This is a genomic window from Actinomadura sp. WAC 06369 (genome assembly GCF_003947565.1).
Taxonomy (GTDB): domain Bacteria; phylum Actinomycetota; class Actinomycetes; order Streptosporangiales; family Streptosporangiaceae; genus Spirillospora; species Spirillospora rifamycini.
This window is the reverse complement of sequence record NZ_QHJN01000011.1, coordinates 25,252-51,330: the sequence shown is the minus strand read 5'-3', so window position 1 is coordinate 51,330 and position 26,079 is coordinate 25,252. Positions and strand designations below refer to the sequence as shown.

The 26,079-nt window shown below is 74.1% G+C and carries 22 protein-coding genes and 1 tRNA gene; 8 read left to right on the top strand and 15 right to left on the bottom strand.

The window, feature by feature from the left end; genetic code table 11:
* Nucleotides 1-22: 22 nt before the first annotated feature.
* Nucleotides 23-1,429: a cystathionine beta-synthase gene (locus DMH08_RS05035; RefSeq protein ID WP_125612011.1), complete on the bottom strand. Its 1,407-nt coding sequence runs from the start codon at nt 1,427-1,429 to the stop codon at nt 23-25.
* 185 nt (nt 1,430-1,614) lie between these two features.
* Between DMH08_RS05035 and DMH08_RS05030 the strand changes: the two genes are divergently transcribed.
* From DMH08_RS05030 to DMH08_RS05020, 3 genes are all read left to right on the top strand, one after another.
* On the top strand, nt 1,615-2,664 hold the full coding sequence (locus tag DMH08_RS05030) for an SGNH/GDSL hydrolase family protein (RefSeq protein ID WP_034517673.1): 1,050 nt from the start codon (nt 1,615-1,617) through the stop codon (nt 2,662-2,664).
* A gap of 205 nt (nt 2,665-2,869) precedes the next feature.
* On the top strand, nt 2,870-4,090 hold the full coding sequence (locus tag DMH08_RS05025) for an acetyl-CoA C-acetyltransferase (RefSeq protein WP_026402200.1): 1,221 nt from the start codon (nt 2,870-2,872) through the stop codon (nt 4,088-4,090).
* A gap of 202 nt (nt 4,091-4,292) precedes the next feature.
* Nucleotides 4,293-4,520, top strand: coding sequence for a DUF4287 domain-containing protein (locus DMH08_RS05020; protein ID WP_026402201.1), 228 nt, complete (start codon nt 4,293-4,295; stop codon nt 4,518-4,520).
* A gap of 182 nt (nt 4,521-4,702) precedes the next feature.
* On the opposite strand, the gene DMH08_RS05015 is transcribed toward DMH08_RS05020, so the two are convergent.
* From DMH08_RS05015 to DMH08_RS05000, 4 genes are all read right to left on the bottom strand, one after another.
* A complete protein-coding gene (locus DMH08_RS05015) occupies nt 4,703-5,554 on the bottom strand; it encodes a Bax inhibitor-1/YccA family protein (RefSeq protein ID WP_026402202.1) in 852 nt (283 codons plus the stop codon).
* Nucleotides 5,555-5,712: 158 nt separating this feature from the next.
* Nucleotides 5,713-5,785 (bottom strand) — tRNA-Leu (locus DMH08_RS05010).
* A 110-nt stretch (nt 5,786-5,895) separates the two neighbouring features.
* Nucleotides 5,896-7,269 (bottom strand): NAD(P)/FAD-dependent oxidoreductase, encoded by a 1,374-nt coding sequence (locus tag DMH08_RS05005; RefSeq protein ID WP_125612009.1) that lies wholly within the window; start codon nt 7,267-7,269, stop codon nt 5,896-5,898.
* A 132-nt stretch (nt 7,270-7,401) separates the two neighbouring features.
* Nucleotides 7,402-8,223, bottom strand: coding sequence for a uracil-DNA glycosylase (locus DMH08_RS05000; RefSeq protein WP_026402204.1), 822 nt, complete (start codon nt 8,221-8,223; stop codon nt 7,402-7,404).
* Between the two features lie 188 nt (nt 8,224-8,411).
* Here DMH08_RS05000 and DMH08_RS42750 point away from each other — a divergent pair, with 188 nt between their 5' ends.
* Entirely contained in the window at nt 8,412-8,750 is a 339-nt protein-coding gene (locus DMH08_RS42750; RefSeq protein ID WP_442778626.1) for a DUF2510 domain-containing protein, read from the top strand.
* On the top strand, nt 8,699-9,235 hold the full coding sequence (locus tag DMH08_RS04990) for a hypothetical protein (protein WP_125612007.1): 537 nt from the start codon (nt 8,699-8,701) through the stop codon (nt 9,233-9,235). Before DMH08_RS42750 ends, DMH08_RS04990 begins: the two co-directional genes overlap by 52 nt.
* Before the next feature lie 7 nt (nt 9,236-9,242).
* Here the strand turns inward: DMH08_RS04990 and DMH08_RS04985 are convergent, their stop codons facing one another.
* Genes DMH08_RS04985 through eno form a run of 4 tightly spaced genes read right to left on the bottom strand, consistent with a single transcriptional unit; the run spans nt 9,243 to nt 12,556 of the window.
* Entirely contained in the window at nt 9,243-10,172 is a 930-nt protein-coding gene (locus DMH08_RS04985) for a Ppx/GppA phosphatase family protein (protein WP_026402206.1), read from the bottom strand.
* On the bottom strand, nt 10,169-10,765 hold the full coding sequence (locus DMH08_RS04980; protein WP_125612005.1) for a DUF501 domain-containing protein: 597 nt from the start codon (nt 10,763-10,765) through the stop codon (nt 10,169-10,171). The genes DMH08_RS04985 and DMH08_RS04980 overlap by 4 nt, the downstream gene beginning before the upstream one ends.
* A gap of 55 nt (nt 10,766-10,820) precedes the next feature.
* Nucleotides 10,821-11,261, bottom strand: coding sequence for an FtsB family cell division protein (locus DMH08_RS04975; protein WP_125612003.1), 441 nt, complete (start codon nt 11,259-11,261; stop codon nt 10,821-10,823).
* An 11-nt stretch (nt 11,262-11,272) separates the two neighbouring features.
* Nucleotides 11,273-12,556, bottom strand: a complete 1,284-nt coding sequence (gene eno / locus DMH08_RS04970; protein ID WP_026402209.1) for a phosphopyruvate hydratase — start codon at nt 12,554-12,556, stop codon at nt 11,273-11,275.
* Nucleotides 12,557-12,753: 197 nt separating this feature from the next.
* Here eno and DMH08_RS04965 point away from each other — a divergent pair, with 197 nt between their 5' ends.
* Nucleotides 12,754-14,208 (top strand): sensor histidine kinase, encoded by a 1,455-nt coding sequence (locus DMH08_RS04965; protein ID WP_233617399.1) that lies wholly within the window; start codon nt 12,754-12,756, stop codon nt 14,206-14,208.
* 46 nt (nt 14,209-14,254) lie between these two features.
* Here DMH08_RS04965 and DMH08_RS04960 read toward each other — a convergent pair whose 3' ends face one another.
* From DMH08_RS04960 to mfd, 6 genes are all read right to left on the bottom strand, one after another.
* Nucleotides 14,255-14,452, bottom strand: coding sequence for a hypothetical protein (locus DMH08_RS04960; RefSeq protein ID WP_026402211.1), 198 nt, complete (start codon nt 14,450-14,452; stop codon nt 14,255-14,257).
* A gap of 43 nt (nt 14,453-14,495) precedes the next feature.
* Nucleotides 14,496-15,455: an NADP-dependent oxidoreductase gene (locus DMH08_RS04955; RefSeq protein WP_125612002.1), complete on the bottom strand. Its 960-nt coding sequence runs from the start codon at nt 15,453-15,455 to the stop codon at nt 14,496-14,498.
* A gap of 85 nt (nt 15,456-15,540) precedes the next feature.
* A complete protein-coding gene (locus DMH08_RS04950; RefSeq protein ID WP_233617398.1) occupies nt 15,541-17,979 on the bottom strand; it encodes a penicillin-binding protein in 2,439 nt (812 codons plus the stop codon).
* Nucleotides 17,980-18,112: 133 nt separating this feature from the next.
* Complete coding sequence (locus tag DMH08_RS04945; RefSeq protein ID WP_125612000.1) at nt 18,113-19,090, bottom strand: MazG family protein; 978 nt, start codon at nt 19,088-19,090, stop codon at nt 18,113-18,115.
* Entirely contained in the window at nt 19,087-19,785 is a 699-nt protein-coding gene (locus DMH08_RS04940) for a hypothetical protein (protein ID WP_026402214.1), read from the bottom strand. Before DMH08_RS04940 ends, DMH08_RS04945 begins: the two co-directional genes overlap by 4 nt.
* Nucleotides 19,786-19,826: 41 nt before the next feature.
* A complete protein-coding gene (gene mfd, locus DMH08_RS04935) occupies nt 19,827-23,432 on the bottom strand; it encodes a transcription-repair coupling factor (RefSeq protein ID WP_026402215.1) in 3,606 nt (1,201 codons plus the stop codon).
* A 213-nt stretch (nt 23,433-23,645) separates the two neighbouring features.
* Here mfd and DMH08_RS04930 point away from each other — a divergent pair, with 213 nt between their 5' ends.
* Nucleotides 23,646-24,449, top strand: coding sequence for a class I SAM-dependent methyltransferase (locus DMH08_RS04930; protein ID WP_125611998.1), 804 nt, complete (start codon nt 23,646-23,648; stop codon nt 24,447-24,449).
* A gap of 118 nt (nt 24,450-24,567) precedes the next feature.
* Nucleotides 24,568-26,034 (top strand): adenylyl-sulfate kinase, encoded by a 1,467-nt coding sequence (gene cysC, locus DMH08_RS04925; protein ID WP_026402217.1) that lies wholly within the window; start codon nt 24,568-24,570, stop codon nt 26,032-26,034.
* The last annotated feature ends 45 nt before the right edge of the window (nt 26,035-26,079 follow it).

Genomic DNA, 26,079 nt, shown 5'->3' with positions numbered 1-26,079 from the left:
CGTCTCCGGAGTGCGGGGCGGGTCAGGCGCCGGGGGCGAGGAAGGCCAGGATGTCCTGGCGGGTGACGATGCCCGAGGGCTTGCCGTCGACCAGGACCACCACCGCGTCCCGCTTCTCGAGCACCGAGACCATCCGCGCCACCGGCTCGCCCGAGCCGACGACGGGCAGCGGCGGGCTCATGTGCTTCTCGAGCGGGTCGTCGGCGCCCGCGTGGTCGGCGTACAGGGCGTGCAGGAGGACCCGCTCCTCGACCGCGCCGATCACCTCGCCGGCCATCACGTCCGGGTGGCCCGCGCCGGGCGACACCACCGGCATCTGCGACACGCCGAACTCCCGGAGGACCTTCACCGCCTCCCCGACGGTCTCGGTCGGGTGCATGTGCACGAAGTTCGGGATGCCCTCCGACTCCGCGTCCGCCTTCTGCGCGAGGACGTCGCCCACCGTCGGCTCCGTGGTGCGGTCCTCGCTGAAGCCGTGCTGGTGCATCCACTCGTCGCTGAAGATCTTCGAGAGGTAGCCGCGGCCGCCGTCCGGGAGCAGGACGACGATCACCGCGTCGTCGTCGGCCTCGGCGGCGACGCGCAGCGCGGCGACGACCGCCATGCCGCAGGAGCCGCCGACGAGCAGGGCCTCCTCGCGGGCGAGCCGCCGGGTCATGACGAAGGAGTCCTTGTCGGACACGGCGATGACCCGGTCGCAGATCTCGCGGTCGTAGGTCTCGGGCCAGATGTCCTCGCCGACGCCCTCGGTCAGGTAGGGGCGGCCGCTGCCGCCGGAGTACACCGAGCCCTCCGGGTCGGCGCCGATGACCTGCACGCGCCCGCCGGAGACCTCCTTGAGGTACTTCCCGGCGCCGCTGATCGTGCCGCCGGTGCCGATGCCCGCGACGAAGTGCGTGATGCGGCCCTCGGTCTGCTCCCACAGCTCGGGCCCGGTCGTCGCGTAGTGGGACGCCGGGTTCTGCGGGTTCACGTACTGGTTCGGCTTCCAGGCGCCGGGGATCTCGGCGGCGAGGCGGTCCGACACCGAGTAGTACGAGTCGGGGTGGTCGGGGTTCACGGCCGTGGGGCACACCACGACCTCGGCGCCGTAGGCGCGCAGCACGTCGACCTTGTCCTTGGCGACCTTGTCGGGGCAGACGAAGACGCAGCGGTAGCCGCGCTCCTGCGCCACGATGGCGAGCCCGACGCCGGTGTTGCCGGACGTCGGCTCGACGATCGTCCCGCCGGGCTTCAGCTCCCCGGACGCCTCCGCAGCGTCGATCATGCGGACCGCGATGCGGTCCTTCACCGAGCCTCCGGGGTTGAAGTACTCCACCTTGGCGAGGACCTGCGGCCCCCCGACCTCGGTGAAGCCCTCGGTCACCTTGCGCAGCCGAACGAGCGGGGTGTTGCCCATCAGCTCGACCAGCGAATCGTGTACGTGCACCGCGACATCCTTGTCGTTCCGCGTTCGGTCCGGGTGTTCAGCCTGCCGGATCGGACCGCGGTTCGCGCGGACGACCTGGTACGGCCCCGGTTAGATCTCCGTTTCCGACGTTAGCCGAGATCGGTCGGGGCGGGCATCAACCCGATGGGCGGCGGGTATGCAGCGGGCACGGAGGGTAGTGGGGCATGCTGAGAGCGTTCACGGCGCGCCGCATCGCGGCGGCGGCGGCCTACGGGGGCGGGGGCATCACGGCCCTCGGCGGCGCCACGTTCGCGCTGGTCATGGTGGAGGCGCGGCTCGCCCGGAAGATCATCCTGGCGACGCCGAACGGCGACCCGCCGGCCGCGGACGGCCTGTACGGCGAGGCGTACGGGCGGGCGGGGCGCGGGGCGGCGCCGCTGTCGCTGGTGGTGCTGGGCGACTCGACGGCCGCGGGGCTCGGGGTGCACACCCCGGCGGAGACGCCCGCGGCGGTGCTGGCGGGCGGGCTGGCGGAGCTGGCCGGACGGCCGGTGCGGCTGACGAACGTGGCCCGGCCGGGCGCGCGGTCGGCGGCGCTGGCCGGGCAGGTGGAGCGCGCGCTGGAGGTCCGCCCGGACCTCGCGGTGGTCATGGTGGGGGCGAACGACGTCACGTCCCGGGTGCCCGCGGCGGAGTCCGTCCGGCACCTGGCGGAGGCGGTGGCGCGGCTGCGGGAGGCGGGCGCGCAGGTGGTGGCGGGCACCTGCCCGGACCTCGGGTCGGTGAAGCCGCTGATGCAGCCGCTGCGGTGGATCGCGCGGCGGGCGAGCCGGCAGCTCGCGGCGGCGCAGACGATCGCGGTGGTGGAGCGGGGCGGCCGGTCGGTGTCGATCGGCGACCTGCTCGGGCGGGAGTTCGCGGCGGACCCGCACGCGATGTTCAGCGCGGACCGGTACCACCCGTCGGCGCGGGGCTACGCGGCCGCGGCGGCGGCGCTGCTGCCGTCGCTGGCGTCGGCGCTGTCCCTGGAGCCCGATCTGGAGGCGTGGCCGGTGGAGACGCGGATCGGCGACGGGGTGCTGCCGGTGTACCTGGCGGCGGCCGCGGCGGCGGAGCGGGCCGGCACGGAGGTGTCGGGCGCGTCGGTCGCGGGCCGCGAGCGGGGTCCGCGGGGGCGCTGGGCCCGGCTGCTGCGGCGGCGCTCCGCAGAGCCGGAGCCGCACGCGGGCCCGGAGGCGGCGGCCCGGACCGAACCGGGCGCCGCCACATCGTGAACGCGCACGTGAGGGGCACCGATTGCGCGTATCGGAGTAAGTCAGCACTTATTTGACTCATCGTCAACATACCCGGCCCCCCGCCGTGTACCGGGCGGAGGACGTGGGGCTAGATTGCGATGACCGGCGAGTAACACCGTCCGCCGCAACCGCCCGCAGGGGACGCCGGTTCGCCGACCGGCCGCTCGAGACAGGAGACCCGCACATGCCCGAGGCAGTCATCGTCGCGACCGCTCGCTCGCCGATCGGCCGCGCCTTCAAGGGGTCGCTGAAGGACATCCGTCCCGACGACCTCACCGCCCAGATGATCACCGCCGCGATGGCGAAGGTCCCGCAGCTGCAGCCGTCCCAGATCGACGACCTGCTGCTCGGCTGCGGCCTGCCCGGCGGCGAGCAGGGCTACAACATGGCCCGCGTGGTGTCGGTGCTGCTGGGCTGGGACGACGTCCCCGGCGCCACGATCACCCGCTACTGCTCGTCCTCGCTGCAGACCACCCGGATGGCGCTGCACGCGATCAAGGCGGGCGAGGCCGACGTCATCGTCTCGGCCGGCGTCGAGACCGTCAGCCGCTTCGCCAAGGGCAGCAGCGACGGGCTCCCCGACACCCAGAACCCGGTGTTCGCCGATGCGCAGGCCCGCGTCGCCAAGGCCGCCGAGGGCGGCGCCGGCGTCTGGCGCGACCCGCGCGAGGACGGCCGGATCCCGGACGTCTACATCGCGATGGGGCAGACCGCCGAGAACGTCGCGTCGCTGCGCGGCGTGACCCGCCAGGCGCAGGACGAGTTCGGCGTCCGCTCGCAGAACCTCGCCGAGAAGGCCATCGCCAACGGCTTCTGGGAGACGGACATCACCCCGGTGACGCTGCCGGACGGCACCGTCGTCTCCAAGGACGACGGCCCCCGCCCCGGCACCACCTACGAGAAGGTGTCGCAGCTCCAGCCGTCCTTCCGCCCGGACGGCACGGTCACCGCGGCCAACTGCTGCCCGCTGAACGACGGCGCCGCCGCGGTCGTCATCATGAGCGACACCAAGGCCGCCGAACTCGGCATCACCCCGCTCGCGCGGGTCGTGTCGACCGGCGTCACCGGCCTGTCCCCCGAGATCATGGGCCTCGGCCCGGTGGAGGCGTCCCGCAAGGCGCTCGCCAAGGCCGGCATGACCATCGGCGACATCGACCTCGTCGAGATCAACGAGGCGTTCGCCGCGCAGGTGCTGCCGTCCGCCGAGGACCTCGGCATCGACCTCGACCGGCTGAACGTCAACGGCGGCGCGATCGCGGTCGGCCACCCGTTCGGCATGACCGGCGCCCGCATCACCTCCACGCTCCTGAACGGCCTGAAGTTCCACGACAAGCAGTTCGGCCTGGAGACGATGTGCGTCGGCGGCGGCCAGGGCATGGCGATGGTGCTCGAGCGCCTCTCCTGACCCGTCCGCCACTCCCGGAACGGCCGAACGGCCCGTGCGGGGCGCCGCAGCGCCCGCCGCACGGGCCGTTCGCGCGTTCCGCCGCAGGTCATCGTCATGAATGATCTACGTTACGCAACGGATAGGTCCCCGTTAGGGTCTTGTCACATCCGGACGCGTGTTGCACAGTGCCAGGAAGAGCCCCGCGACCTGGAGGTGCCAATTGTCACTGAACCACTCGCCGGAGACGCACAGCAAGCTCATCGCCCGCATCCCGCACGTCACCGGACGTGACCTTCCCGAGTGGTTCACCGCGATCGAGAACGGACCGTCGTTCTCCCGCTGCGAGGAACGCAGCACCTGGCTGGCCGAGGAGCACAACCTCACCCACGGCTACGCCGCCGCGCTGGTGCGCGAGCACGAGCGCGCCCGCCGCGCCCGGCACTACTGAAGAGCCCGGCGCGTCCCGGAACCGCTGGGATCCCGCCACGGCACATCCCCGCAGGCGCGGCGCCCGAGCCGTCACGCCACCGGCGCCGAGATCCCACGCGAACCAGCCCCTCACCGGAGTCGGCGAGGGGCTGGTTCTTGCGCGGGAGCCCGCGGACGGACGTCCGGCGGGCGGCGTCCGCGTCAGTCGCGGGACGCGTAGAAGTACGACAGCAGCCGCAGGATCTCCAGGTAGATCCACACCAGGCTCAGCACGAGGCCGAACGCGCAGTACCAGGCGAACTTCTCCGGCGCGCCGGCCCGGACGCCGTCCTCGACGGCGTCGAAGTCGAGCAGCAGGAAGAAGCAGCCCACCAGGATCGCGACGACGCTGAACACGTACGCGAGCGGGTTGTCGGGGTCGCGGATGCCGATGCCGTCCTCCCCGCCGAAGAGGACCACCACGAGGTTGACCAGCATCAGCCCGACGAGCGCGGCGCCGGCCGCGACGACGAACCGCACGAACTTCGGCGTGACCCGGACGATCCGCAGCGCGTACACGGCGAGCGTCGCGGCGAACGCGAGCGCCGTCCCGATCACGGCCTGGAGCACCACGCCGTGGTACAGGTCGTTGTAGGCGTGGCTGATGATCCCGACGGCGACGCCGTAGAGCGCGGCGAACGCCAGCACCATCGGCGCGTTCGCCTTGCGCCCGAACGTGATGAACGCCCAGACGCCGATCATCGCGACGAGCGCGACGACCATCACGGGCACCGAGAGTTCGACGGGCACCAGCGCCCAGGCCAGCGCGCCGGTGGCGATGAGGGTGGCCAGCGTCATGAACCCGCGGACGACGACGTCGTCGAGGGTCATCGGGCGGGTGGCCGGCGGAGCCGCGGGCGGCGCCTGCACGCCGTACCCGGAGCCGCCGTGGCCGGGGGCGCCGTAGCCCTGCTCCATGCCCGGCGCGCCGTAGTGCCCGGGCGCGCCGTACGCGGCGCCGTCCGCGCGTTGCTGGAAGGAACGGCCCCGGAACGCCGGGTTCCTGCTCTCCATTCGGAGCCTCCACGTTGATCGAACCGGACTCCAGTCTAAACGCGAAGTACCCACCGAACGCAGTGCTGATCACGGAGTATCCGGCCGGCGGCCCGCCGGACGCGTGTTCTCGGACACGTCGGGCCGGCGCCCGAATCGGAACGCCGGCCCGCCGCCCATGCCCCTGGTCGGATTCGAACCGACACGAAAGCTCTTTTAGGGAGCCCGCCTCTGCCATTGGGCTACAGGGGCGGCGCAATCATACCGGGAGCACATGAGCCGCCCGGTGGAAAACAATCCGTACGGCGCGCCTTCACCCGCGCATTGCCGCTCCGGAACCGCTCCGGAGCCGCCGGGGCCGCTCAGCGCGCGGCGGGGACCTCCCGCGGGCGCCCGGCGGCCAGCTCGAACTCCTCGCGCGGCCGCTCCAGCTCGCCGAGCGAGACCATCTCGCGGCGGAAGAACATGGCGAGCGTCCAGTCCGCGGTGATCCGGAACTTGCGGTTCACGGTCGGCATCCGCGACAGGTGGTAGGTGCGGTGCATGAACCACGCGGGCCAGCCCCGCAGCTTGATCCCGTACACGTTCGCGACGCCCTTGTGCAGGCCGAGGCTGGCCACCGACCCCACGTAGGCGTGCCGGTAGGGCTTGCGGGGGCGGCCGCGCATGTCCGCGACGATGTTGTCGGCGAGCCGCTTGGCCTGCCGGACGGCGTGCTGCGCGTTCGGCGCCGTGAACTCGCCGGTCTCGGTCAGGTCCGGGACGGCCGCGTTGTCGCCGGCGGTGTAGGCGTGCTCGGCGCCGTCCACGGTCAGCTCGGCGGTGGCCTTCACCCGGCCGCGCTCGTCGAGCGGCAGGTCGCTCTGCCGCACCACCGGGTGCGGCTTCACGCCCGCCGTCCACACCAGCGTGCCGGCGTCGAACTCCTCGCCGTCGCTCAGCACGATGTGCCGTCCCCGCGCCGACTTCAGCAGCGTGTCCAGCTTCACCTCGATGCCCCGCGCGCGCAGCGCCTCCGCCGTCCAGCGGCCCATCTCCGGGCCGACCTCGGGCAGGATCCGGTCGGTGGCCTCCACCATCACCCAGCGCATCTCCTCGGGGTCGATGTGCGGGTACCAGCGGCAGGCGAGCCGGGCCATGTCCTCCAGTTCCGCCATCGCCTCCACCCCCGCGAACCCGGCGCCGACGAACACGAACGTCAGCGCGCGGCGCCGCACCTCCGCGTCGTCCGGGTTGGACTCGGCGATGTCGAGCTGGTGGATGACGTGGTTGCGCAGGAAGATGGCCTCCTCGATGGTCTTGAAGCCGATGCCGCACTCGGCCAGGCCGGGGATCGGCAGCGTCTTGGAGATCGACCCGAGGGCGAGGACGAGCCGGTCGTAGTGCACGTGGCGCTCCGGGACGCCCGCGGTGCTCGTCCCGGCGGGGCAGAGGGTCACGCGCCGCTTGGCGTGCTCGATCTTCGTCACGTACCCGTTGACGACCCGGCAGCCCGACAGGACCCGCCGCAGCGGCGCCACGACGTGCCGGGGCTCCAGGTTCCCCGCCGCCGCCTCGGGCAGGAACGGCTGGTAGGTCATGTACGACTGCGGGTCGATGACGGTGACGGCGACCTCGCCGCGGCGCAGTTCGCCCCGCAGCTTCCGCTGCAGGCGCAGCGCCGTGTACATGCCGACGTACCCGCCGCCGACGATCACGATGTGCTTCGCGGAATCCGCGGTGCGCTCGGAAGGCATACCGGGCCGGTACCCGCATTCGGCGCCGACTCACGTATCTTCCGCTATTGCCGCCTTTGCGACTACTTCGCCGATATCAGACTTTGTACCGACCGAAAAGCGCCATGCGCAGGAGAACGCACCAATACGGGGCTACTCGTAGTCGCGTGCCCGCACGAACACGGCGTCCAGCATCTCCTCCGTGACGCGTCCGGTGAACGTGTTCTGCTGGCTCGGGTGGTAGCACCCCAGCAGCAGCACCGGCTCGCGGCGCGGATGCCCCGGCGGCGGCGGCAGCTCGGCCTCCGCGCCGTGCCCGAACTTCGGCCGCGGCCGCGGCAGCCCGTAGCCCGCCTGCTTCAGCGCCGGCCACACCCCCTGCCAGGCGAACCCGCCGAGGCACACGATGCACCGGACGGACGCCGCCACGTCCTCGATCTCGCGCGCCAGCCACGGCAGGCACGCCGTGCGCTCCAGCGGCGTCGGCTTGTTGTCGGGCGGCGCGCAGCGGACCGTCGCCGCCATCCGCGCGCCGATCAGCCGCTGCCCGTCCCCCGCGCGCACGCTCGTCGGCAGCGCCGCCAGCCCCACCCGGTGCAGCGACGCGAACAGCCAGTCGCCCGACCGGTCCCCCGTGAAGATCCGCCCGGTGCGGTTCCCGCCGTGCGCGGCCGGCGCCAGCCCGACGATCATGATGCGCGGCTCCGGATCGCCCCACCCGGCCACCGGGCGCCCCCAGTACTCCTCGTCCGCGAACGCCCGGCGGCGCTTCACCGCGACCTGCTCGCGCCACTCCACCAGCCGCTCGCACGCCCGGCACACCGACTGCCGCGCGCACAGCTCGTCCAGGTCCGGGGCGCCCGCCGCCAGCTCGACCACCTCGCCGGCGCCGTGCGCGACGGGCGTGTCCGGGCGCGCGGGGTCCTCTGGCCAGCCGGAACCGGGCGGGACGAACGGGGCATTGGCGGTGGACATGCCCCGATCCTCGCACGCGCGTCCCCCGCGCCGGTCCCGCCGGTGTCCCCTGGTGTTCCCGGTGGCCGGTTCCGACTTTTCCCTGTGGCCGGTTCCGACGTTTTCCCTGTGGCCGGTTCCGACCAACAGCCGCCGAACCGGGGGCCGCGTCGGTACGATGCGTTCGCCGATCGGGGAGAACGGACGCCTTGTCGTCCTTGCGAACGGAGTCTGCATTGTCGCAACCCGGCTGGTACCCGGACCCCTACGGGACCGGCAGCCTGCGCTGGTGGGACGGCCGGAACTGGAGCGACCGCCTCAATCCGGAACCCGCCGCGCCCGGTCGCGCCCCGCTCCCCCGGCGCCGCCCGTCCGACGCCGCGGTGCACGCCGACCCCCGCACCGCCCCGCAGGCCGCCCCGCACGCCCCCCGCAGGCCGACCGCTCCTGGCAGGCGCCGCCGGCCGAGCAGGCGCTCGACGTCGTCGTCCACGGAGTGCGGCTGCGCGCCGACGACCACGGCGTCGCGTTCGGCGGCGAGTCCCTGATCTGGCAGTACGTCGAATGGGTCGCGTACTGGGCGGCGGACGGCGCGGACGGCTCCGGGCGCCCCGCGCAGTGGATCTTCCAGGTGGGGCGGCACCCGTTCCACGGCGGCCCCCGCGTCGAGGTGGTGCTGGACGAGGCGTCCGTCCCCCGGCACGCGCCCGGCGCGGTCGGCGGCCCGGAGGAGGTGTGGGGGCGGCTGATCCGGCTGTGCCAGGTGCGCGCCGAACCCCGCCTCGTCGCGCAGCTCGCCGAGCACGTCCGCGCGGGCGAGGCGGTCGACGTCGCGCACGGCCTGACCGTCCACCCCGGCGGGGTGCGGGGCGCGCGGGTGTCGCTGAGCTGGTCGGCGATCTCCGGCGCCGTCGTGGACGGCGGCCGCGTCTGGATCCGGCAGGCCACCGGCCCCGACGCCGTCCTCTACGTGCCGCAGCAGAACCCGAACGCCGTCCTCATCCCGGCGCTCCTCGACCGGCTGAAGGGGTGACCGGGCCTCAGACCAGCGACCAGGCGAGGCCGTCGAGGATGTCGTGCTCGCTGACCACGACCGCCCCGAACCCGTACTCGCGCATGATCCGGTCGAGGATGAGGGCGCCCGCGCCGATCACGTCGACCCGCCCCGGATGCATGACGCCGAACCGGGACCGCTCGTCCCGCGTCGCGTGCAGCAGCCGCCGCGTCACCTCGTGCACCTGCGCCGCCATGACGCGCGACAGGTGGATGCGGGACGGGTCGTACTCGGGCAGGTCGAGCGCGATGCCCGACACCGTCGTCACCGACCCGGCGAGGCCGACGAGCGTGCGCGCCTCGTCCACCGGCACGGTCTCCCGGACGGCCGCGAGCTGGGCGTCGATGTCGGCGACGGCCGCCGCGATCTGCTCCGGCGACGGCGGGTCGCCGTCCTTCAGGTGCCGCTCGGTCATCCGCACGCAGCCGATGTCGATCGACCGCGCCGCCTGCACCGACGTGCTGCCCAGCACGAACTCGGTGGAGCCGCCGCCGATGTCGACCACCAGGTAGGGGCGGGCCGGGCGCAGCTCCGCCAGCTCGCGGGTCGCGCCGACGAACGACAGCTCCGCCTCCTCGTCCCCGGTGATCACCTCGGGGACGACGCCGAAGATGTCCACGACGCCGCGGACGAACGCGTCCCGGTTCGCCGCGTCGCGGGTCGCGCTCGTCGCGACGACGCGGACCTTGTCGGCGGCTCCGTGCCGGTCGATCAGCTCCGCGTAGCCGCGCATCGCGGCGAACGTCCGCTCCAGCGCGGCGGGGGACAGCCGCCCGGTCTCGTCCACGCCCTCGCCGAGCCGGACGATCTCCATCCGGCGCTCGACGTCGGCGAGGGAGCCCGCCGCGGGGTCGATGTCGGCGATGAGCAGGCGGACGGAGTTGGTGCCGCAGTCGACGGCGGCGACGCGCGTCACCGGGCCTCCTCGGGGTCGTCGGTGTCCTCGGTGTCCTCGGTGGCGGCGGGGCCGCCGGGGGCCTCGGGATGGACGCACGGCCCGGACCGCCACCACTCCGGCAGCGCGTCCAGCGCCTCCCGGCCGAACGGGTTCGCGCCCGGGACGGCGAGCTCGTGCGCGATCAGGGCGTGCAGGCACTTCACCCGCTCGGGCATCCCGCCCGCGCTCTGCATGCCCGCGGGCAGCGGCTCCAGGCCGTCCTCGCGGGCGGCCAGGTCGCGGCGCCGCAGGTAGTCCTCGTGGGCCCGGACGTACGCGGCCTGCAGGTCCGGGTCGTCCGCGAGCCGCGCCTGCATCTCCCGCATCACGCCGCTCCCCTCGAGCGTCCCGATCGCCGAGGCGGCCTTCGGGCACGTCAGGTAGAACAGCGTCGGGAACGGGGTCCCGTCGGGCAGCCGCGGCGCCGTCTCGATCACGGCGGGATTCCCGCACGGGCAGCGGTGGGCCACCCGGCGGACGCCGCGCGGCACCCGGCCGAGCTGGGCCGCCACCGCGGCCTCGTCCCGCGGGGAGATGCCTTCGGCCGCCGGTTCGGCGCGTTCGTCGATCATGTCATGCGTCCCCACCCGCGCGTCCCGCCTTCCGTTCCGTCTCGGTTCCCGGCGGTCAGCGCGGCCTGTCGGCGGCCTCCACGGACCGCCAGAGGCTCTCGTACCACGGCGGCCTGCGCGGCTCGCCGTCCTTCGCGGCCCGCCGCTCCCCGTCACCGCCGCCGTCCAGGACGATGTAGCACTTCGCGTCCGGGCGGCAGTAGTGGAGGCGCTGCGTGGCCTCCCGCTCAATGTACGACTCGTCGCCGAGCCGCCGCTTCTGCTCCTCGAGCCGCTCCACCTTCTGGCGGGCCAGCGCCTCCTGCTGCCGCAGCTCGGCGATCTCCTGGCGCTGCGCGATGTACTCCCGCACGGGGTACGCCAGGCTCAGCGCGATCGCGCACATCACGACCGCGAGGATCGCCGCGCGGCTGGTCAGCGCGTGTGCGCCGCGCCGGGCGCCTCCCGGGGCGTCGCCCCGGGAGGCGTCCTGCGGACGGTCGTGTTCGGCTGCCATCGGCCGCGCGGTCAGCCGCGCGGCGTGAACCGCGGGAACGCGGCCGCGCCGGCGTAGCGGGCGGCGTCGTCCAGCAGCTCCTCGATGCGCAGCAGCTGGTTGTACTTCGCGACGCGGTCGCTGCGCGCCGGGGCGCCCGTCTTGATCTGGCCGCAGTTCGTCGCGACGGCCAGGTCGGCGATCGTGGTGTCCTCGGTCTCGCCGGACCGGTGGCTCATCATGCAGCGGTAGCCGCTGGTCTGCGCGAGCGACACCGCGTCGAGGGTCTCGCTGAGCGTGCCGATCTGGTTGACCTTGACGAGCAGCGCGTTCGCCGCGCCGGACCCGATGCCGCGGGCGAGCCGCTCCGGGTTGGTGACGAACAGGTCGTCGCCGACGAGCTGCACCCGGTCGCCGACGGCCGCGGTGAGCCCCTCCCAGCCCGTCCAGTCCTCCTCGTCGAGGGGGTCCTCGATGGAGACGAGCGGGTACTCGGCGACCAGCTCGCCGTAGTAGGCGGCCATGTCGTCGGCCGAGCGCTTCACGCCCTCGAAGGTGTACATGCCGTCGGCGTGGAACTCGGTCGCGGCGACGTCGAGGGCGAGCGCGATGTCGCGGCCCGGCGTGAAGCCGGCCTGCCGGATCGCCTCCATGATCAGGTCGAGGGCGTCGCGGTTGCTGGGCAGGTCGGGCGCGAAGCCGCCCTCGTCGCCGAGCCCGGTGTTCAGCCCCTTGCCCTTCAGCACCTTCTTCAGCGCGTGGTACGTCTCGGCGCCCCACCGCACCGCCTCGGCGAACGTCGACGCCCCGATCGGCGCGATCATGAACTCCTGGACGTCCACGTTGGTGTCGGCGTGCGCGCCGCCGTTCAGGATGTTCATCATCGGCACCGGCAGCAGGTGCGCGTTCGCGCCGCCGACGTACCGGAACAGCGGCAGCCCCGCCGACTCGGCCGCGGCCTTCGCCACCGCCAGGCTCACCCCGAGGATCGCGTTCGCGCCGAGGGCCGACTTCGCGGGCGTCCCGTCCAGGTCGATCAGCCGCTGGTCGATCAGCCGCTGGTCGGCCGCGTCCCAGCCGACGAGCTTGTCGTCGATGGTGTCGTTGACGGCCTTGACCGCGTTCCGCACGCCCTTGCCGCCGTACCGCTCGCCGCCGTCCCGCAGCTCGACCGCCTCGAACTGGCCGGTGGACGCACCGCTCGGCACCGCGGCCTGCGCCTCGGTCCCATCATCGAGCAGTACCTCGACCTCCACGGTCGGGTTGCCGCGGGAGTCGAGGATCTCCCGGGCGAGTACGGCGTTGATGGACGACACGGGGAACCCCCTGCATAGGAATGATCTGGTGCGACTCACGAGCCTAGCCGGTCCGTCCGGGGAGGCGCCTCCCGGCGCGGGGCTTTGCGGGACCCGGCGGAAGCACGATCTTTTTACCCGGGGAGGTCGGTCCTGTTTGCCCGGTGAGGTAAGGAACATCGGGTACCGGCTCAACGTCCGAAGCGCCCCGGGACGGGGTGCGCAACCTCGGGGAGGTCGTCATCCGTGTCGGGCTCCGCGGCATCGTCGACGGCGTGACCCGCCGCTTCTGGCGGATCGTCCTGCACCACTCGCAGATCAGGGTGCGCGTGACCGTGTCGGCGGTCCTCGCGACGCTGGTCCTCGCCGCGGTGGCGTGCGCGCTGCTTCTGGTGGCGACCCGGCGGAACGTGGTCGGCGACGTGCAGGCGGAGCTGGGGCGCGAGGCCCGGCGCGTCGTCACCGTCGTCCGCTCCGGGGAGCTGAGGGACCGCAGCCGGATCTTCGCGTCGGACGGCGACCTGCTGCAGGTCGTGGACGCGCGGGGCCGGGTGGTGGGGTCGAGCCCCGCGATGGACGGGCGGCCGGCGGTGGCGTTCCCGCCGCCGCCTCGCGGTGACGACCGGCGCGAGGGGCACAGCTGCGACCTCGACGTACCGGGCGGCGGCTGCCTCCTCGTCGTGGAGTACCGGGTGGACATGCCGTCGGGGCCGTTCTACGTGTTCGCGCTGGCGCCCGAGCCGGCGCTCCTGCCGCGGCCCGTGGCGGCCGTCCTGGCGATCCTCGGCGTGCCGTTCCTCGGGGCGCTCGCCGGATACGGCACGTGGGTAGCGGTGGGGCGGACGCTGCGGCCGGTGGCCGCGATCCGGCGGGAGCTCGACGAGATCACGATGACGGACCTGGAGCGGCGGGTGCCGGTGCCGGGGAAGCGGGACGAGATCGCGCTGCTGGCGGAGAGCGTGAACGCGACGCTCGACCGGCTGGAGAAGGCGGTGGCGCGGCAGCGGGCGTTCGTGTCGGACGTGTCGCACGAACTGCGCAGCCCGCTGACGGGGCTGCGGATGGAGCTGGAGCTGGCGATGTCGGATCCGGAGGCGACGGATCTGACGGAGACGCTGCGGGCGCTGCTGGCCAACACCGACCGGGTCGCGGCGGTGGCGGACGACCTGCTGGCGCTGGCGCGGCTGGAGGCGGACGGGCAATTCCCGCGGGAGCCGGTCGACCTGGCGGAGCTGGCCGACCAGGAGGTCCTGCGCCGGCCGCGCCGCAGCCGGGTCACGGTGTTCTCGGAGGGGCCCGCCGCGGTGCACGGCGGGCGGTCCGAGCTGGCGCGTGCGCTGACGAACCTGCTGGACAACGCGGACCGGCACGCGACCGGGGAGGTGACGGTGGTGGTGCGGACCGAGGCGGAGGCGGCGGTCGTCGAGGTGATCGACGACGGGCCGGGGATCGCGCCGGCGGACCGGGAGCGGGTGTTCGAGCGGTTCACCCGGCTGGCCCAGGGCCGGCACCGCGACGCGGGCGGCACCGGCCTCGGCCTGGCGATCTCCCGGGACATCGCGGAGGCGCACGGCGGCACGCTGGTGCTGACGGACCGGACGGACGGGCGGCCCGGCGCGCGGTTCGTGCTGCGCCTGCCGGGCCCGCGGCCGGACGAGCGCTCGCCCCGCTGAGCGCTGCCCGCCGCACGCGCCGCACGCCCCGCGCGCCCGGCGGGGGTCAGGTGCCGCGCATCAGCCGTTCGCGTTCGGCTTCGAGCTCCTCGATCTGACCGGCGAGCTCCTCGCGGGCCGCGAGGTTCTGCCCGGCGTCCACCATGTCGTGGGGGCCGTCCACGGAGGGGTCGATGTCGCCGCGCATCCGCGCGAGGTCCTCGTCGATCTCCCGGATCCGGGCGCTGCGTTCCTCGTCGCTCATCCGTTGACTCATACGCCGTCCCATGCCCGCTTCGGGCGTGTTGTCACAAGATGCGCAGGACGGTCTTGCCGCGCGCGCCGCCCGCCCGGTTGCGGGCGAGGGCGTCCGGCGCGGCGTCCAGCGGCGCCTCGCGCTCGATGCGGACGCGCAGCTCCCCCGCGTCGAGGAGGCCGGCGATCCGGTCGAGGGCCCCGGCGGTGGGACGGTCGTCGTAGTTGACGCCCCGGAGGCCGTGCGCGGCCATCGTGTCCGGGTCGGCGGTCCACACGGTGCTGACGCAGGTGCCGCCGGGGTGCAGCAGGCGGGCCAGCTCGGCGGTCCGCGCGGTGTCCCCGGCGAGGACGATGAGGGCGTCGACGCCCGCGGAGTGGACGGCCAGCACCTGCTCGTTCAGGTCCCCGGCGGTGTGGTCGACGGTGTGCGCGGCGCCGAGGCGGCGCATCGTCCCGGCCGTGTCGGCGCGGGCGGTGGCGATGACCGTCGCGCCGGCGCGGGCGGCGAGCTGCACGGCGGCCTGCCCGACGCCGCCGGTCGCCCCGGCGACCAGGACCGTCCGCCCCTCGCCCGCCCCCTCGCCGAGCCCGGCCCGCTCGACCACGTCCAGCGCGGTGGCGCACGCGGTCGGCACCGCCGCGGCCTCCGTGTAGATCATCGAGGCGGGCATCCGGGCGACCGGGCCGTCCTCCCGGACGACGGCGTACTCGGCGTACGAGCCGCGGCCGCGCTCGACGTCGGTGAAGACCCCGTAGACCTGCTCGCCGTGCCGCAGCCGGGTGACGCCCTCGCCCGCGTCCTCGACGACCCCGGCGCCGTCGGCCCCGAGGACGAGCGGGAACACGGCGTCGGCGGTGTCCTTGAGCATCCCGTCGGCGATGCGCCAGTCGAGCGGGTTGAGCCCGGCGGCGACCAGCTTCACGAGGATCTCGCCGGGACCCGGCTCGGGTCGCGGCAGGTAGGTGAGCGCCGGTGTGGCGCCGTATTCGGACACGGCGATGGCTCGCATGACGATCGTCCCCCCGGATCGGTCGTGCGGGGCGGGATCACACCCCGCCAAATGATCTACCCGCGGTCCGGGACGTCACACGGCGTCAGTCGCCGGCGGGGCCGTTCGGGTCCGGCGGGCCGCCCGCGTCGGGCGGCAGGGAGGCGTCGGGCGGGATCGTCGGGGAGTCGCCGGGATCGCCGTCGCCCGGGTCGCCGTCGCCGGGCTCGTCCTCGTCCTCGGGCCCGTCGCTGACCCGGACGGTGATCGTGGAGCCGGGCTCGGCGGAGCCGGGGCCGGGCGTCATCTCGGCGACCGTCCCGCGCGGGTACCGGGAGGGCATGCGGTCGCCGAAGCTGACCCGGAACCCGGCGGACCGCAGCCGGTCGAGGGCGTCCCCGAGGTCCATGCCGCGGACGTCCGGGACGTCGACGCGGTCGAGGCCGCTGCCCTTGCTGAAGAAGTGCCCCGGCGGCCGGTGGAACGGGGACGCCTCGGTGCCCTGGAGGGCGCCGCGCATGCTCTGCTGCCAGATCGGCGCGGGGAGCGTCGCGCCGTAGACGGCGCCGTAGCAGCGGCCGTCGATGCAGACGCTCGTCATCGGGTGGTCGTAGCCGCCGCGCGGGTCGCCGACCCAGACGGCGGACGCCAGGTCGGGGGTGTAGCCGGCGAACCAGGCGGCGGAGAAGTTGTCGACGGTGCCGGTCTTCCCGGCGGCGGGGCGGCCGATGCCCCTCCCCGCGGCGGTGCCGTCGGTGAGCACGCCGCGCAGGACGTGGCTGACGCCGTCGGCGACGCCCTCGTCGATCACCTGCTCGCAGTTCGCGTCCGGGACGTCGAGCTTCTTGCCGGACGCGTCCGCGACCTTCGTGATCGCGATGGGCTCGCAGTACTCGCCGCGGGCGCCGAACGCGGCGTAGGCGGCGGCGAGGCGCAGCGGGGAGACGGGGTTGAAGCCGAGCGTGAACGACGGGTACTGCTCCAGCGGCTCGCCGTTCGCCTGCCGCATCCCGAGCTTCTCGGCCATCTCGACGGTGTCGCAGAGGCCGACCTCCTTCTGCAGCGCGAGGAAGAAGGTGTTGACCGAGTTCCGCGTGCCGGTCACGAGACTGAACCGGCGGCCGCCCTCGCCGTCGGCGGAGTTGCGCAGGCGTGCGTTCGGGTCGCCGACGCGCTCGCCGTCGCAGTTGCGGAAACCGGTGGGCGTGTACGCGCGGGGCGCCATCAGGCGGGTGCCGAGCGGCATGCCCTCGTCCAGCGCGGCCGCCAGCGTGAACGGCTTGAACGTCGATCCGGCCTGCATGCCGATGCTGGAGCCGTGGCTGGCGTCGGCGGCGAAGTTGATCCAGGTCTTGCCGCGCTCGGTGCCGTCGCCCATCTCGCGGCCGACGACCATGGCCTTGATGCGGCCGGTGCCGGGTTCGACCATCGCCTGGGCGGCGGCGAGGCGCGCGTCGTTCTTCGGCGGAACGAACCGTTCGACGGCGCGCTGCGCGGCCCGCTGCGCCTTCGGGTCGAGCGTCGTGTGGATGGTGAGGCCGCCGCGCTTGAGGAGCCGCTCGCGCTCCTTGGCCGTCTCGCCGAACGCCTTGTCGGTGAGGATCTCGCGCTGCACGTAGTCGCAGAAGAAGGGCGCGCCGCTGGACACGCAGCCGTTGTCGACCTCCTCCAGCTTCAGGTCGACCGGACGCTCCTTCACCCGGGCGGCCTCGGCGGGGTCGGCCCAGCCGAGGTCCACCATCCGGTCGAGGACGACGTCGCGGCGCTCGCGCGCCATGTCGGGGTGCTCGACGGGGTTGTAGGCGTGCGGGTAGCGGATGACGCCGGCGAGCAGCGCCGCCTCCCCGAGGTCCAGCTCGGACGCGTGCTTGGAGAAGTAGTGCCGGGACGCGGCCTCGATGCCGTAGGCGCCGTCGCCGAAGTAGGCGATGTTGAGGTAGCGGCGGAGGATCTCGTCCTTGGACAGCCGCTCCTCGATCGCCACCGCGTACCGCAGCTCGCGGATCTTGCGGGCGACGGTGACCTCCGTGGCGGCCGTCCGCTCGGCGTCCGACTCGGCCTGGACGAGCAGCAGGTTCTTCACGTACTGCTGCGTGATGCCCGACCCGCCCTGCTCGACGTCGCCGCTGGTCAGGTTGGTCGCGAGCGCCCGCAGCGTGCCCTCGGTGTCGAGCGCGCCGTGCTCGTAGAACCGGCTGTCCTCGATCGCGACGACCGCCTCGCGCATGATCGGCGCGATGTCGTCCAGGTCGACGTTCACGCGGTTCTGGTAGAAGAACGTGGCGATCTTCGAGCCGTCCGCGGCGAGGATCGTGGAGCGCTGCGGGACGCCGAGGCCCTCCAGCCCCTCGGGCGCGTTCTGGAACCAGCGGGCCGCGTCGCGCGCGCCGACGCCCGCGGTGCAGGCGGTGGGGATCAGCATGAGGGCGACGAGCACCCCGGCGACGCCGCTCAGCGACGCGAGGCCGCGGACGGCGCGCAGCTTCTCGGCGCGGGTGGTCCTCCCGGTCAGCCACCGGCGCCGCCGGCGGCCGGATCCGGACACGGGTACGAGCGTTCCGTTCCCGCCTCGGCGGTCACTCGCGTCGACTTCCGTCTCGGCCGGCACGCGCCCAGCGTAGACGCGTGCCCCCCGGCGGACCACCCCATCGCGGAGTATCCGGGCGAAGTCGCGCTTATCAGGCGTTCGGCCGCCGCCGTTCCCAAGCACGGACACGGTCTCGGAATACCCGCGAAACGGCGCGCAACTCCGCTTCGGGGTCCAGACCGGCCTCGCGCGCCTCGGCGACGAGCGCGAACAGCCGCACCCCCAGGTCGCTCGCCCCGGCCTCCCCGGGCGCGGGCGCGAGGTCGGCGGGCGCCTTCATCCGCGCCGCGCGGCGCTGCAACTGCGCCGCCAGCGACAGCGCCGGCTGCGCCATCGGGACGCCGTCGAGCGCGGACGCGTCCGCGCCGTGCTTCGCCTCCCGCTCGGCCGCCTTGATCTGGTCCCAGTTCGCGTTGACCTCGTCGGCGCCGCTGACCGCGACGTCCGCGAACACGTGCGGGTGCCGCCGGACGAGCTTGTCGACGATGCCCGCAGCGACATCGTCGATCGTGAACTCCGTGCCGTCCGTCCGCTCGGCGGCCACCACCGAGTGGAACGCGACCTGCATCAGCACGTCGCCCAGTTCCTCGCGCAGCGCGCCCAGGTCGCCCGACTCCACGGTGTCGAGGACCTCGTACGACTCCTCCAGCAGGTACGGGACGAGCGACGCGTGCGTCTGCTCCCGGTCCCACGGGCACTCGCGGCGCAGCGTGTCCATCACCGACACCAGGTCGAGCAGCCGCGCGCCCGGCAGGTCGTACGAGCCGTGCAGCACCTCGACGTCCAGCGGGTCGGCGACGACCAGGGCGCCGACCTCGCGGAGCAGCGCCTCGTCGCCCTCGGGCGCCGCCACCCACACGACGTCCGCGGCGCGGGCGGCGGCGACCAGCGCGGCCGGGTCGGGCGCGGGCGCCTCCTCGACGGCGACGTCCGCGTCCGCCAGGGACGGCAGCAGCGGGTGCCCGGCGGGCGCGAGGACGCGCGCGGCCGTCCGCAGCCGCTCCCACGCCCGCCAGGACAGCAGGCCGGGCGCGACGCGGTGGGTGGTGGCGAGCAGGGTCAGGCTCATGCCCGCGCGGATTCCGTCGCGGGGGTCGACAGCTCCTCGGACAGCGGCCCGATCGCGACCCGCTGCGGGTCGAACGACCCGTACCGGGGGTTGATCTCGACGTCCATCGCGCCGGCCGTCTCCACGAGCAGGGCCTGGAACCGCTGCGTCGCCTGCATGTTCGCGGGGCTCTGCGGGACGCCGTCCGCGCCGAAGTGCCGCATCAGCGCGTCCTGGACGGCCATGAACCGTGCGAAGTCGCGGGTGCGCTCGCGCGGCAGGCCGTTCGCCAGCGTGATGGTCTCGGCGCTCGCGCCGCCGCGGCCCAGCAGGTCGACGATCTCGGCGGTCCGGCCGCCCGACACCGTGACGCCCGCGCGTTCGGCGGCCTCGTCGGCGATGCGGAACGACACCAGGAGGTTGAGCGCGCCGCGCATGTCGGCCTCGCCCGGCTCGGCGGGCGCCGTGCCGGGCTCGCCGGCCTGCGCCGCCCCGTTGCCGGACCGCGCCCAGATCTGCCCGGCGGCCGGGTCGCGCCGGAGCTGCCCCCACCAGGTCTCGACGGTGTCGCCGAGCGTGCGGACGGTGATGCGGTCGCCGTCGACGAGGGCGGCGGTGCCCGCCTTCGGCGCGGCGTCGCAGCCGGCGAGCGCGCCCGCGGCCAGCACCGCGGCGAGCGCGGCGGCCGGGACGCGCCTCAGGGACTTACCGGGCACGGAACCCTCCACTCCTCGGTGATCAAGCGGTCGCGGGCAGCCTACCGAGCCGACCCGGCGGCGGGCGAGGACTCCAGGAACAGGGCGTCCACCAGGTCGCTCGCCCAGGCCAGCAGCTCCTGGTCGCGCAGCGGCCGGCCGCCGAGCGGCTTGGTCTTCGGCATCGGCACCAGCAGCGTCTCGTTCGCGGTCTTCAGGATGCTCTTCGGGTAGAGCCGGTTCAGCCGCACCTGCCGCGAGTCGGGCAGGTCGACGGGCGTGAACTTGACGAAGTTGCCCTGCAGGGTGACGTCGTTCAGCCCGGCCCGGCGCGCCTTCGCCCGGAACCGCGCCACCTCCAGCAGGTTCAGCACCGGGACGGGGAGCGGGCCGAAGCGGTCCTTCAGCTCGTCGTGCACGACGGCGATCTCGTCCTCCGACGTGATCGCGGCGATGCGGCGGTAGGCGTCCAGGCGGAGCCGCTCCCCCGGCACGTACTCGTGCGGCAGGTGCGCGTCCACCGGCAGCTCGACCTTCGTCTCGGCCTGCTCCGGCTCGCCGCCCTCCTTCAGCTCCCGGACCGCCTCCCCGACCATCCGGACGTACAGGTCGAACCCGACGCCCGCGACGTGCCCGGACTGCTCGGCGCCCAGGATGTTGCCCGCGCCGCGGATCTCCAGGTCCTTCATGGCGACGTACATGCCCGCGCCGACCTCGGTGTGCTGGGCCAGCGTCGCGAGCCGCTCGTGCGCCGTCTCCGTCAGCGGCGTCTCCGGCGGGTACAGGAAGTACGCGTACGCCCGCTCCCGGCCGCGCCCGACCCGGCCGCGGAGCTGGTGCAGCTGCGACAGCCCGTACATGTCGGCGCGGTCCACGATGAGGGTGTTGGCGTTGGGGACGTCCAGGCCCGACTCGACGATCGTCGTCGCGACCAGCACGTCGTAGTTCTTCTCCCAGAAGTCGACCATGACCCGTTCGAGCTGCTGCTCGTTCATCTGGCCGTGCGCGGTCGCGATCCGCGCCTCCGGCACGAGCCGCGCCAGGTTCGCCGCGACCTTGTCGATCGACCGCACCCGGTTGTGCACGAAGAACACCTGGCCCTCGCGCAGCAGCTCCCGGCGGATCGCCGCCGCGATCTGCTTCTCCTGGTACGGCCCGACGAACGTGAGGATCGGGTGCCGCTCCTCCGGCGGGGTCAGGATCGTCGACATCTCCCGGATGCCGGTGAGCCCCATCTCCAGCGTCCGCGGGATCGGCGTCGCCGACATCGCCAGCACGTCCACCTGCGTCCGCAGCCGCTTGAGCTCCTCCTTGTGCTCGACGCCGAACCGCTGCTCCTCGTCGATGATCACCAGGCCGAGCTTCTTGAACCGGGTCTGCGACGACAGGATCCGGTGCGTCCCGACGACCACGTCGACCGTGCCGGCCGCCAGGCCCTCCAGCGTCGCCTCGATCTCCTTGTCGGTCTGGAACCGGCTGACCGGCTTCACCTGGACCGGGAACGCCGCGAACCGCTCGCTGAACGTCGACAGGTGCTGCTGCACCAGCAGCGTCGTCGGCACCAGCACCGCGACCTGCATCCCGTCCTGGACGGCCTTGAACGCCGCCCGCACCGCGATCTCCGTCTTGCCGTAGCCGACGTCGCCGCAGATCAGCCGGTCCATCGGGACGGCCTTCTCCATGTCGGCCTTGACCTCGTCGATCGCGGCGAGCTGGTCGGGCGTCTCCACGTACGGGAACGCGTCCTCCAGCTCCCGCTGCCACGGCGTGTCCGTGCCGAACGCGTGCCCCGGGCTCGCCATCCGCGCCGAGTACAGCCGGATCAGCTCCCCGGCGATCTGCCGGACCGCCTTGCGCGCCCGCGACTTCGCCTTCTGCCAGTCGGCGCCGCCGAGCCGGTGCAGGCTCGGCGCCTCCCCGCCCACGTACCGGGTCAGCTCCTCGAGCTGGTCGGTCGGGACGAACAGCCGGTCGCTCTTGGCGTACTCCAGGATCAGGTACTCGCGGGTCGCGCCCTGCACGGTGCGGCTGACCATCTCCACGTACCGTCCGACGCCGTGCTGCTCGTGCACCACGTAGTCGCCGGGGCGCAGCTGCAGCGGGTCGATGCCGCCGCGCCGCCGCGACGGCATCCGCCGCGCGTCCTTCGTGGACGACCGCTGCCCCGACAGGTCGGTCTCGGTGAGCACCGCGAGCTTCACGTGCTCCCAGACGAACCCGTTCTCCAGCAGCCCGGTCGTCACGTTCACGACCGACGGGCCGGGCGTCCCGGCCACGTCCGTGAGCCGCGCGCCGAGCCCCTCGTCGCCGACGAGCTGGACGAGCCGCTCCGCGGGGCCGTGCCCGGCGGTGACGAGCACGACCCGCCAGCCGCCGTCGATCCAGCCCTTCAGGTCGGCGACGACCCGGCCGGTGTCGCCCCGGTACGCCTCGGCCGCGCGCGCCCCGAGGTCGAGCAGTTCGACGTCGTCCTCGAACAGCGCCTCGTCCGCGGCGGCCCCGCCGGTCTCGTCCGTCGCGCCGGGCGTCAGCGCGGTCACCGTCCAGCGCGGCAGCCCCAGCTCCCGGCTGTGCAGCCGCACCTCCTCCAGGGAGCGGAACGCGGCGGCGCCCAGGTCGATCGGCGCCGCCCCGCCCGCGGCCGCGTTGACCCAGCTCGCCTCCAGGAACTCCTGGCTGGTGCGGACGAGCTCGGCCGAGCGGGTCCGGATCCGCTCGGGCTCGCACACCAGCAGCGCGGAGCCGTCGGGGAGCAGGTCGGTCAGCAGCTCCATGCTGTCGGCGAGGACGGGCGAGAACGCCTCCATCCCCTCGACGGTGTCGCCGTCGGCGATCCGGCCGAGGATGTCCTCCAGCGCGGGATGCTCGGCGGCCAGCGCGCGCGCCCGCTCCCGCACCTGCGCGGTCAGCGGCAGCTCCCGGCACGGCGGCGCCCACAGCCCGTCCTGCGCGACCTCAAGGGACCGCTGGTCGGCGGCCTTGAAGTAGCGGACCTCCTCGACGGTGTCGCCCCAGAACTCCACCCGCAGCGGGTGCTCCTCGGTCGGCGGGAACACGTCCAGGATCCCGCCGCGCACCGCGATCTCGCCGCGCTTCTCCACCAGGTCGACCCGGTGGTACCCGGCGTCGACGAGCCGGCGGACCGCGTCGTCCATGTCGGCGTCCGCGCCGGACGCCAGCCGCACCGGCTCCAGGTCGGCCAGGCCGGACACGATCGGCTGCAGCACGGCCCGCACCGGCGTGACGACGACGTCCAGGCGCCCGCCCTTGCCGCCGGACGCCCCGTCCGGCGCGGGGTCGGCGCCGTCGGCGTCCGGGTGCACGAGGCGGCGCAGCACCGCGAGGCGCTGCCCGACGGTGTCGGACCGCGGCGACAGCTTCTCGTGCGGCAGCGTCTCCCACGCGGGGAAGTGCGCGACCCGGCCCGGGTCCAGCAGGCTCGACAGGGCGGCGGTCAGGTCCTCGGCCTCCCGGCCGGTCGCCGTCACCGCCAGCACCGTCCCGCCCGTCCCGCCCGGCCCGCCGGACACCCGGCGGCTCAGCGCCGCGGCCAGGACCGGCCACAGCGCGGGGGGCGCGACCACCTGGTGGTCGGTGCGCACCCGCTCCAGCGCGCGCGACAGCCCGGCATCGGTGCACGCCAGATCGACAAGTCCAGAAAGCGTCATGTTCGCCCGCTCAATCGCAAAGACCCCGAGGCAGGGCAGCCCGAAGACCCGGAATCCCGCGTGGACCCGGTACCGCTTACCAGGGTACGCGCCCCGCCGACCCGCCCGCGTTTCACCGCCGCGACCGGCGATGATTGCGGAGCGCGACACGGCCGTTACCAAGAATGCGCAAATAGCGGACAGAGCGCATCCGGACGGTTACGCTGCGGAACTGTGACCGATCTGCGTACGCCGCCGGTCGACGGCGGCGACCTCTTCTCCGAACGCGCCCGGCAGTACGCCCTCGAGAAGCCCCTGCAGCGGATCCACATCCTGGAGGCCGGATGCGGCTGGGGCACGGGGCTGAACCTCGGCGGCCGCGCCCACGTCGCCACCGGCGTCGACATGGACGTCCCGGAGCTGCGCGCGTACACCTGCGAGCGCACCGACCTGGACTCCTGGCACCTGGGCGACCTGCGCACCGTCCCGCTGCCGCCGCGCTCCTACGACGTGGTCCACGCCTCCTACCTCATCGAACGGGTCCCGCACGCCGAACTCGTCCTGGACCGGTTCGTCGCCGCGCTCAAGCCCGGCGGGCTGCTGCTGGTGCGGATGCGCGACCGCGACACCGCGTTCGGCTTCCTCGACCGCACGCTCCCGCACCGGCTCCGGCCCGTCCGGCGGCGGCGCCGGCCGCGGCCCGGACGGGCGCAGCGCGGGGCGCACGCGCGCGTCGCGCCCGGCGGCGGGCCGGAGCCGGCGCCCGCGCCGCGGCCGGCCGCCGGGCCGCCGGCCGCCGTCTACGAGCGGGTCGCGTCGCGGCGGGGCCTGCGCTGGTACTGCACGATGCGCGGGCTCGTCGTCGCCGAGGAGTACACCTCCCGCGCGTCCCTCGACGGACTCGGGGCCGGATCCGGCCCCGCCGACCTGCTGTGCCGGCTCGTCTCGCTCTGCACCCGCGGGCGGCTCACCGCCGCGCACAGCGACGTGACACTGGTCATCCGCAAACCCGAGAACCGTTTCGCGCGGGTCATCTGAGGCGGTCACGGGCGCGCCGGAGATGCGGGCACCTGAGCCGCCGCAGTATTTTCTGCAGCGCGAACACGTTCCCACCTGGATCAGCCCGGCACCGTCCCGGGCAAGATCGGAGACCGCGGTGACCGCCGAAGCCGGCCTTCCCGACACGCTGCGCGACCTGCCCGCCTGGACGCCGGAACCGGTGGAGCTCGCCGACCTGGAGCTGATCCTGGCCGGCGTCTACCGGCCGCTCACGGGCTTCCTCGGCTCGTTCGACGCGGCGATGGTCATCGCCGGCGGCCGGCTGGCCGACGGCACCCCCTGGCCCGTGCCCGTCACCCTCTCCGTCCCGAAGGAGCTGACCGAGCACGACCGGCTCGTCCTCCAGGACCCCGAGGGCGTCCCGCTCGCCGTCCTGACCGTCGAGGAGCGCTGGCAGGACCCGACGTCCGGCGACCAGCGCCTCGCGGGCCCGCTGGAGGCCCTCCGCGCCCCGGCGCACGGACCGTTCCACGCGATGCGCCGCCGCCCCGACGAGATGGAGCCGGCCGCCGGGCCCGTCCTGGCCGTCGCCACCCGCGACTTCCTGCACCGCCGCCAGCTCGGCCAGATCCGCCAGGTCGCCGAGCGCCTCGGCGCGGGCGTCCTGCTGATGCCGCTGCTCGGCGGCGGGCACGACGAGTCGCTCGTCCGCGCGCTGCTCGCCGTCCGCCGCGAACTGCCCGGCGCGCGGGTCGTCCCCGTGCCGCTGCCCGCCCGCGGCGACGGCGAGCGGGACGTCGTCCTGCGCGCCCACGTCGCCGCCGCGTACGGGGCGACGCACCTGCTCGCCGAGCTGGAGCCCGAGGACGTCCCGATCCCCGTCGCCGTCCCCGAGCCGTGGGCCTACGACGCCGACGTCGAGGTGTGGCGCCCGGTCGCCCGCATCGAGCCCGACCACGTCCAGGCCGAGCTGAGCCCCGAGCGGCTCGGCGAACTCCTCGACGCGGGCGAGCCCGTCCCCGACTGGTTCACCCCGCCCGCCGTCGCCGCCGAACTCGCCGTCGCCCGTCCGCCCAAGCGCTCGCGCGGCCTCACCGTCTTCTTCACGGGCCTGTCGGGCTCCGGCAAGTCGACCGTCGCGCGCGGCCTGTCCGACGCCCTCATCGAGCGCGGCGGCCGCACCGTCACGCTCCTGGACGGCGACGTCGTGCGCCGCATGCTCTCCGCGGGGCTCACCTTCTCGCGTCCCGACCGCGACCTGAACATCCGCCGCATCGGCTTCGTCGCGTCCGAGATCACCCGGCACGGCGGCGTCGCGATCTGCGCGCCGATCGCCCCGTACGCCGCCACGCGCGCCGAGGTCCGCCGCATGGTGGAGGCCCACGGCGACTTCATCCTCGTGCACGTGGCCACCCCGCTCGAGGAGTGCGAGCGCCGCGACCGCAAGGGCCTGTACGCCAAGGCCCGCGCCGGCCTCATCCCCGAGTTCACCGGCATCTCCGACCCCTACGAGGAGCCGGACGACGCCGACCTCGCGATCGACACCTCCCGGCTGACGCCCGAGGAGGCCGTCGACCGCGTCCTGGCCGTGCTCACCGAGGGCGGCTGGATCCGCCCCGCCTGACCTCGCCCCGCCTGATCACCGCCCCGCCCCCGAGGGATTCGACGC

Excerpts from the sequence above, each read along its gene's own strand:
- DMH08_RS05030 (WP_034517673.1), top strand. The coding sequence starts at position 1,615 with ATGCTGAGAGCGTTCACGGCGCGCCGCATCGCGGCGGCGGCGGCCTAC.
- DMH08_RS05025 (WP_026402200.1), top strand. The coding sequence starts at position 2,870 with ATGCCCGAGGCAGTCATCGTCGCGACCGCTCGCTCGCCGATCGGCCGC.
- DMH08_RS05015 (WP_026402202.1), bottom strand. The coding sequence starts at position 5,554 with ATGGAGAGCAGGAACCCGGCGTTCCGGGGCCGTTCCTTCCAGCAACGC.
- DMH08_RS05005 (WP_125612009.1), bottom strand. The coding sequence starts at position 7,269 with ATGCCTTCCGAGCGCACCGCGGATTCCGCGAAGCACATCGTGATCGTC.
- DMH08_RS05000 (WP_026402204.1), bottom strand. The coding sequence starts at position 8,223 with ATGTCCACCGCCAATGCCCCGTTCGTCCCGCCCGGTTCCGGCTGGCCA.
- DMH08_RS04980 (WP_125612005.1), bottom strand. The coding sequence starts at position 10,765 with ATGATCGACGAACGCGCCGAACCGGCGGCCGAAGGCATCTCCCCGCGG.
- DMH08_RS04975 (WP_125612003.1), bottom strand. The coding sequence starts at position 11,261 with ATGGCAGCCGAACACGACCGTCCGCAGGACGCCTCCCGGGGCGACGCC.
- DMH08_RS04960 (WP_026402211.1), bottom strand. The coding sequence starts at position 14,452 with ATGAGCGACGAGGAACGCAGCGCCCGGATCCGGGAGATCGACGAGGAC.
- DMH08_RS04955 (WP_125612002.1), bottom strand. The coding sequence starts at position 15,455 with ATGCGAGCCATCGCCGTGTCCGAATACGGCGCCACACCGGCGCTCACC.
- DMH08_RS04945 (WP_125612000.1), bottom strand. The coding sequence starts at position 19,090 with ATGAGCCTGACCCTGCTCGCCACCACCCACCGCGTCGCGCCCGGCCTG.
- mfd (WP_026402215.1), bottom strand. The coding sequence starts at position 23,432 with ATGACGCTTTCTGGACTTGTCGATCTGGCGTGCACCGATGCCGGGCTG.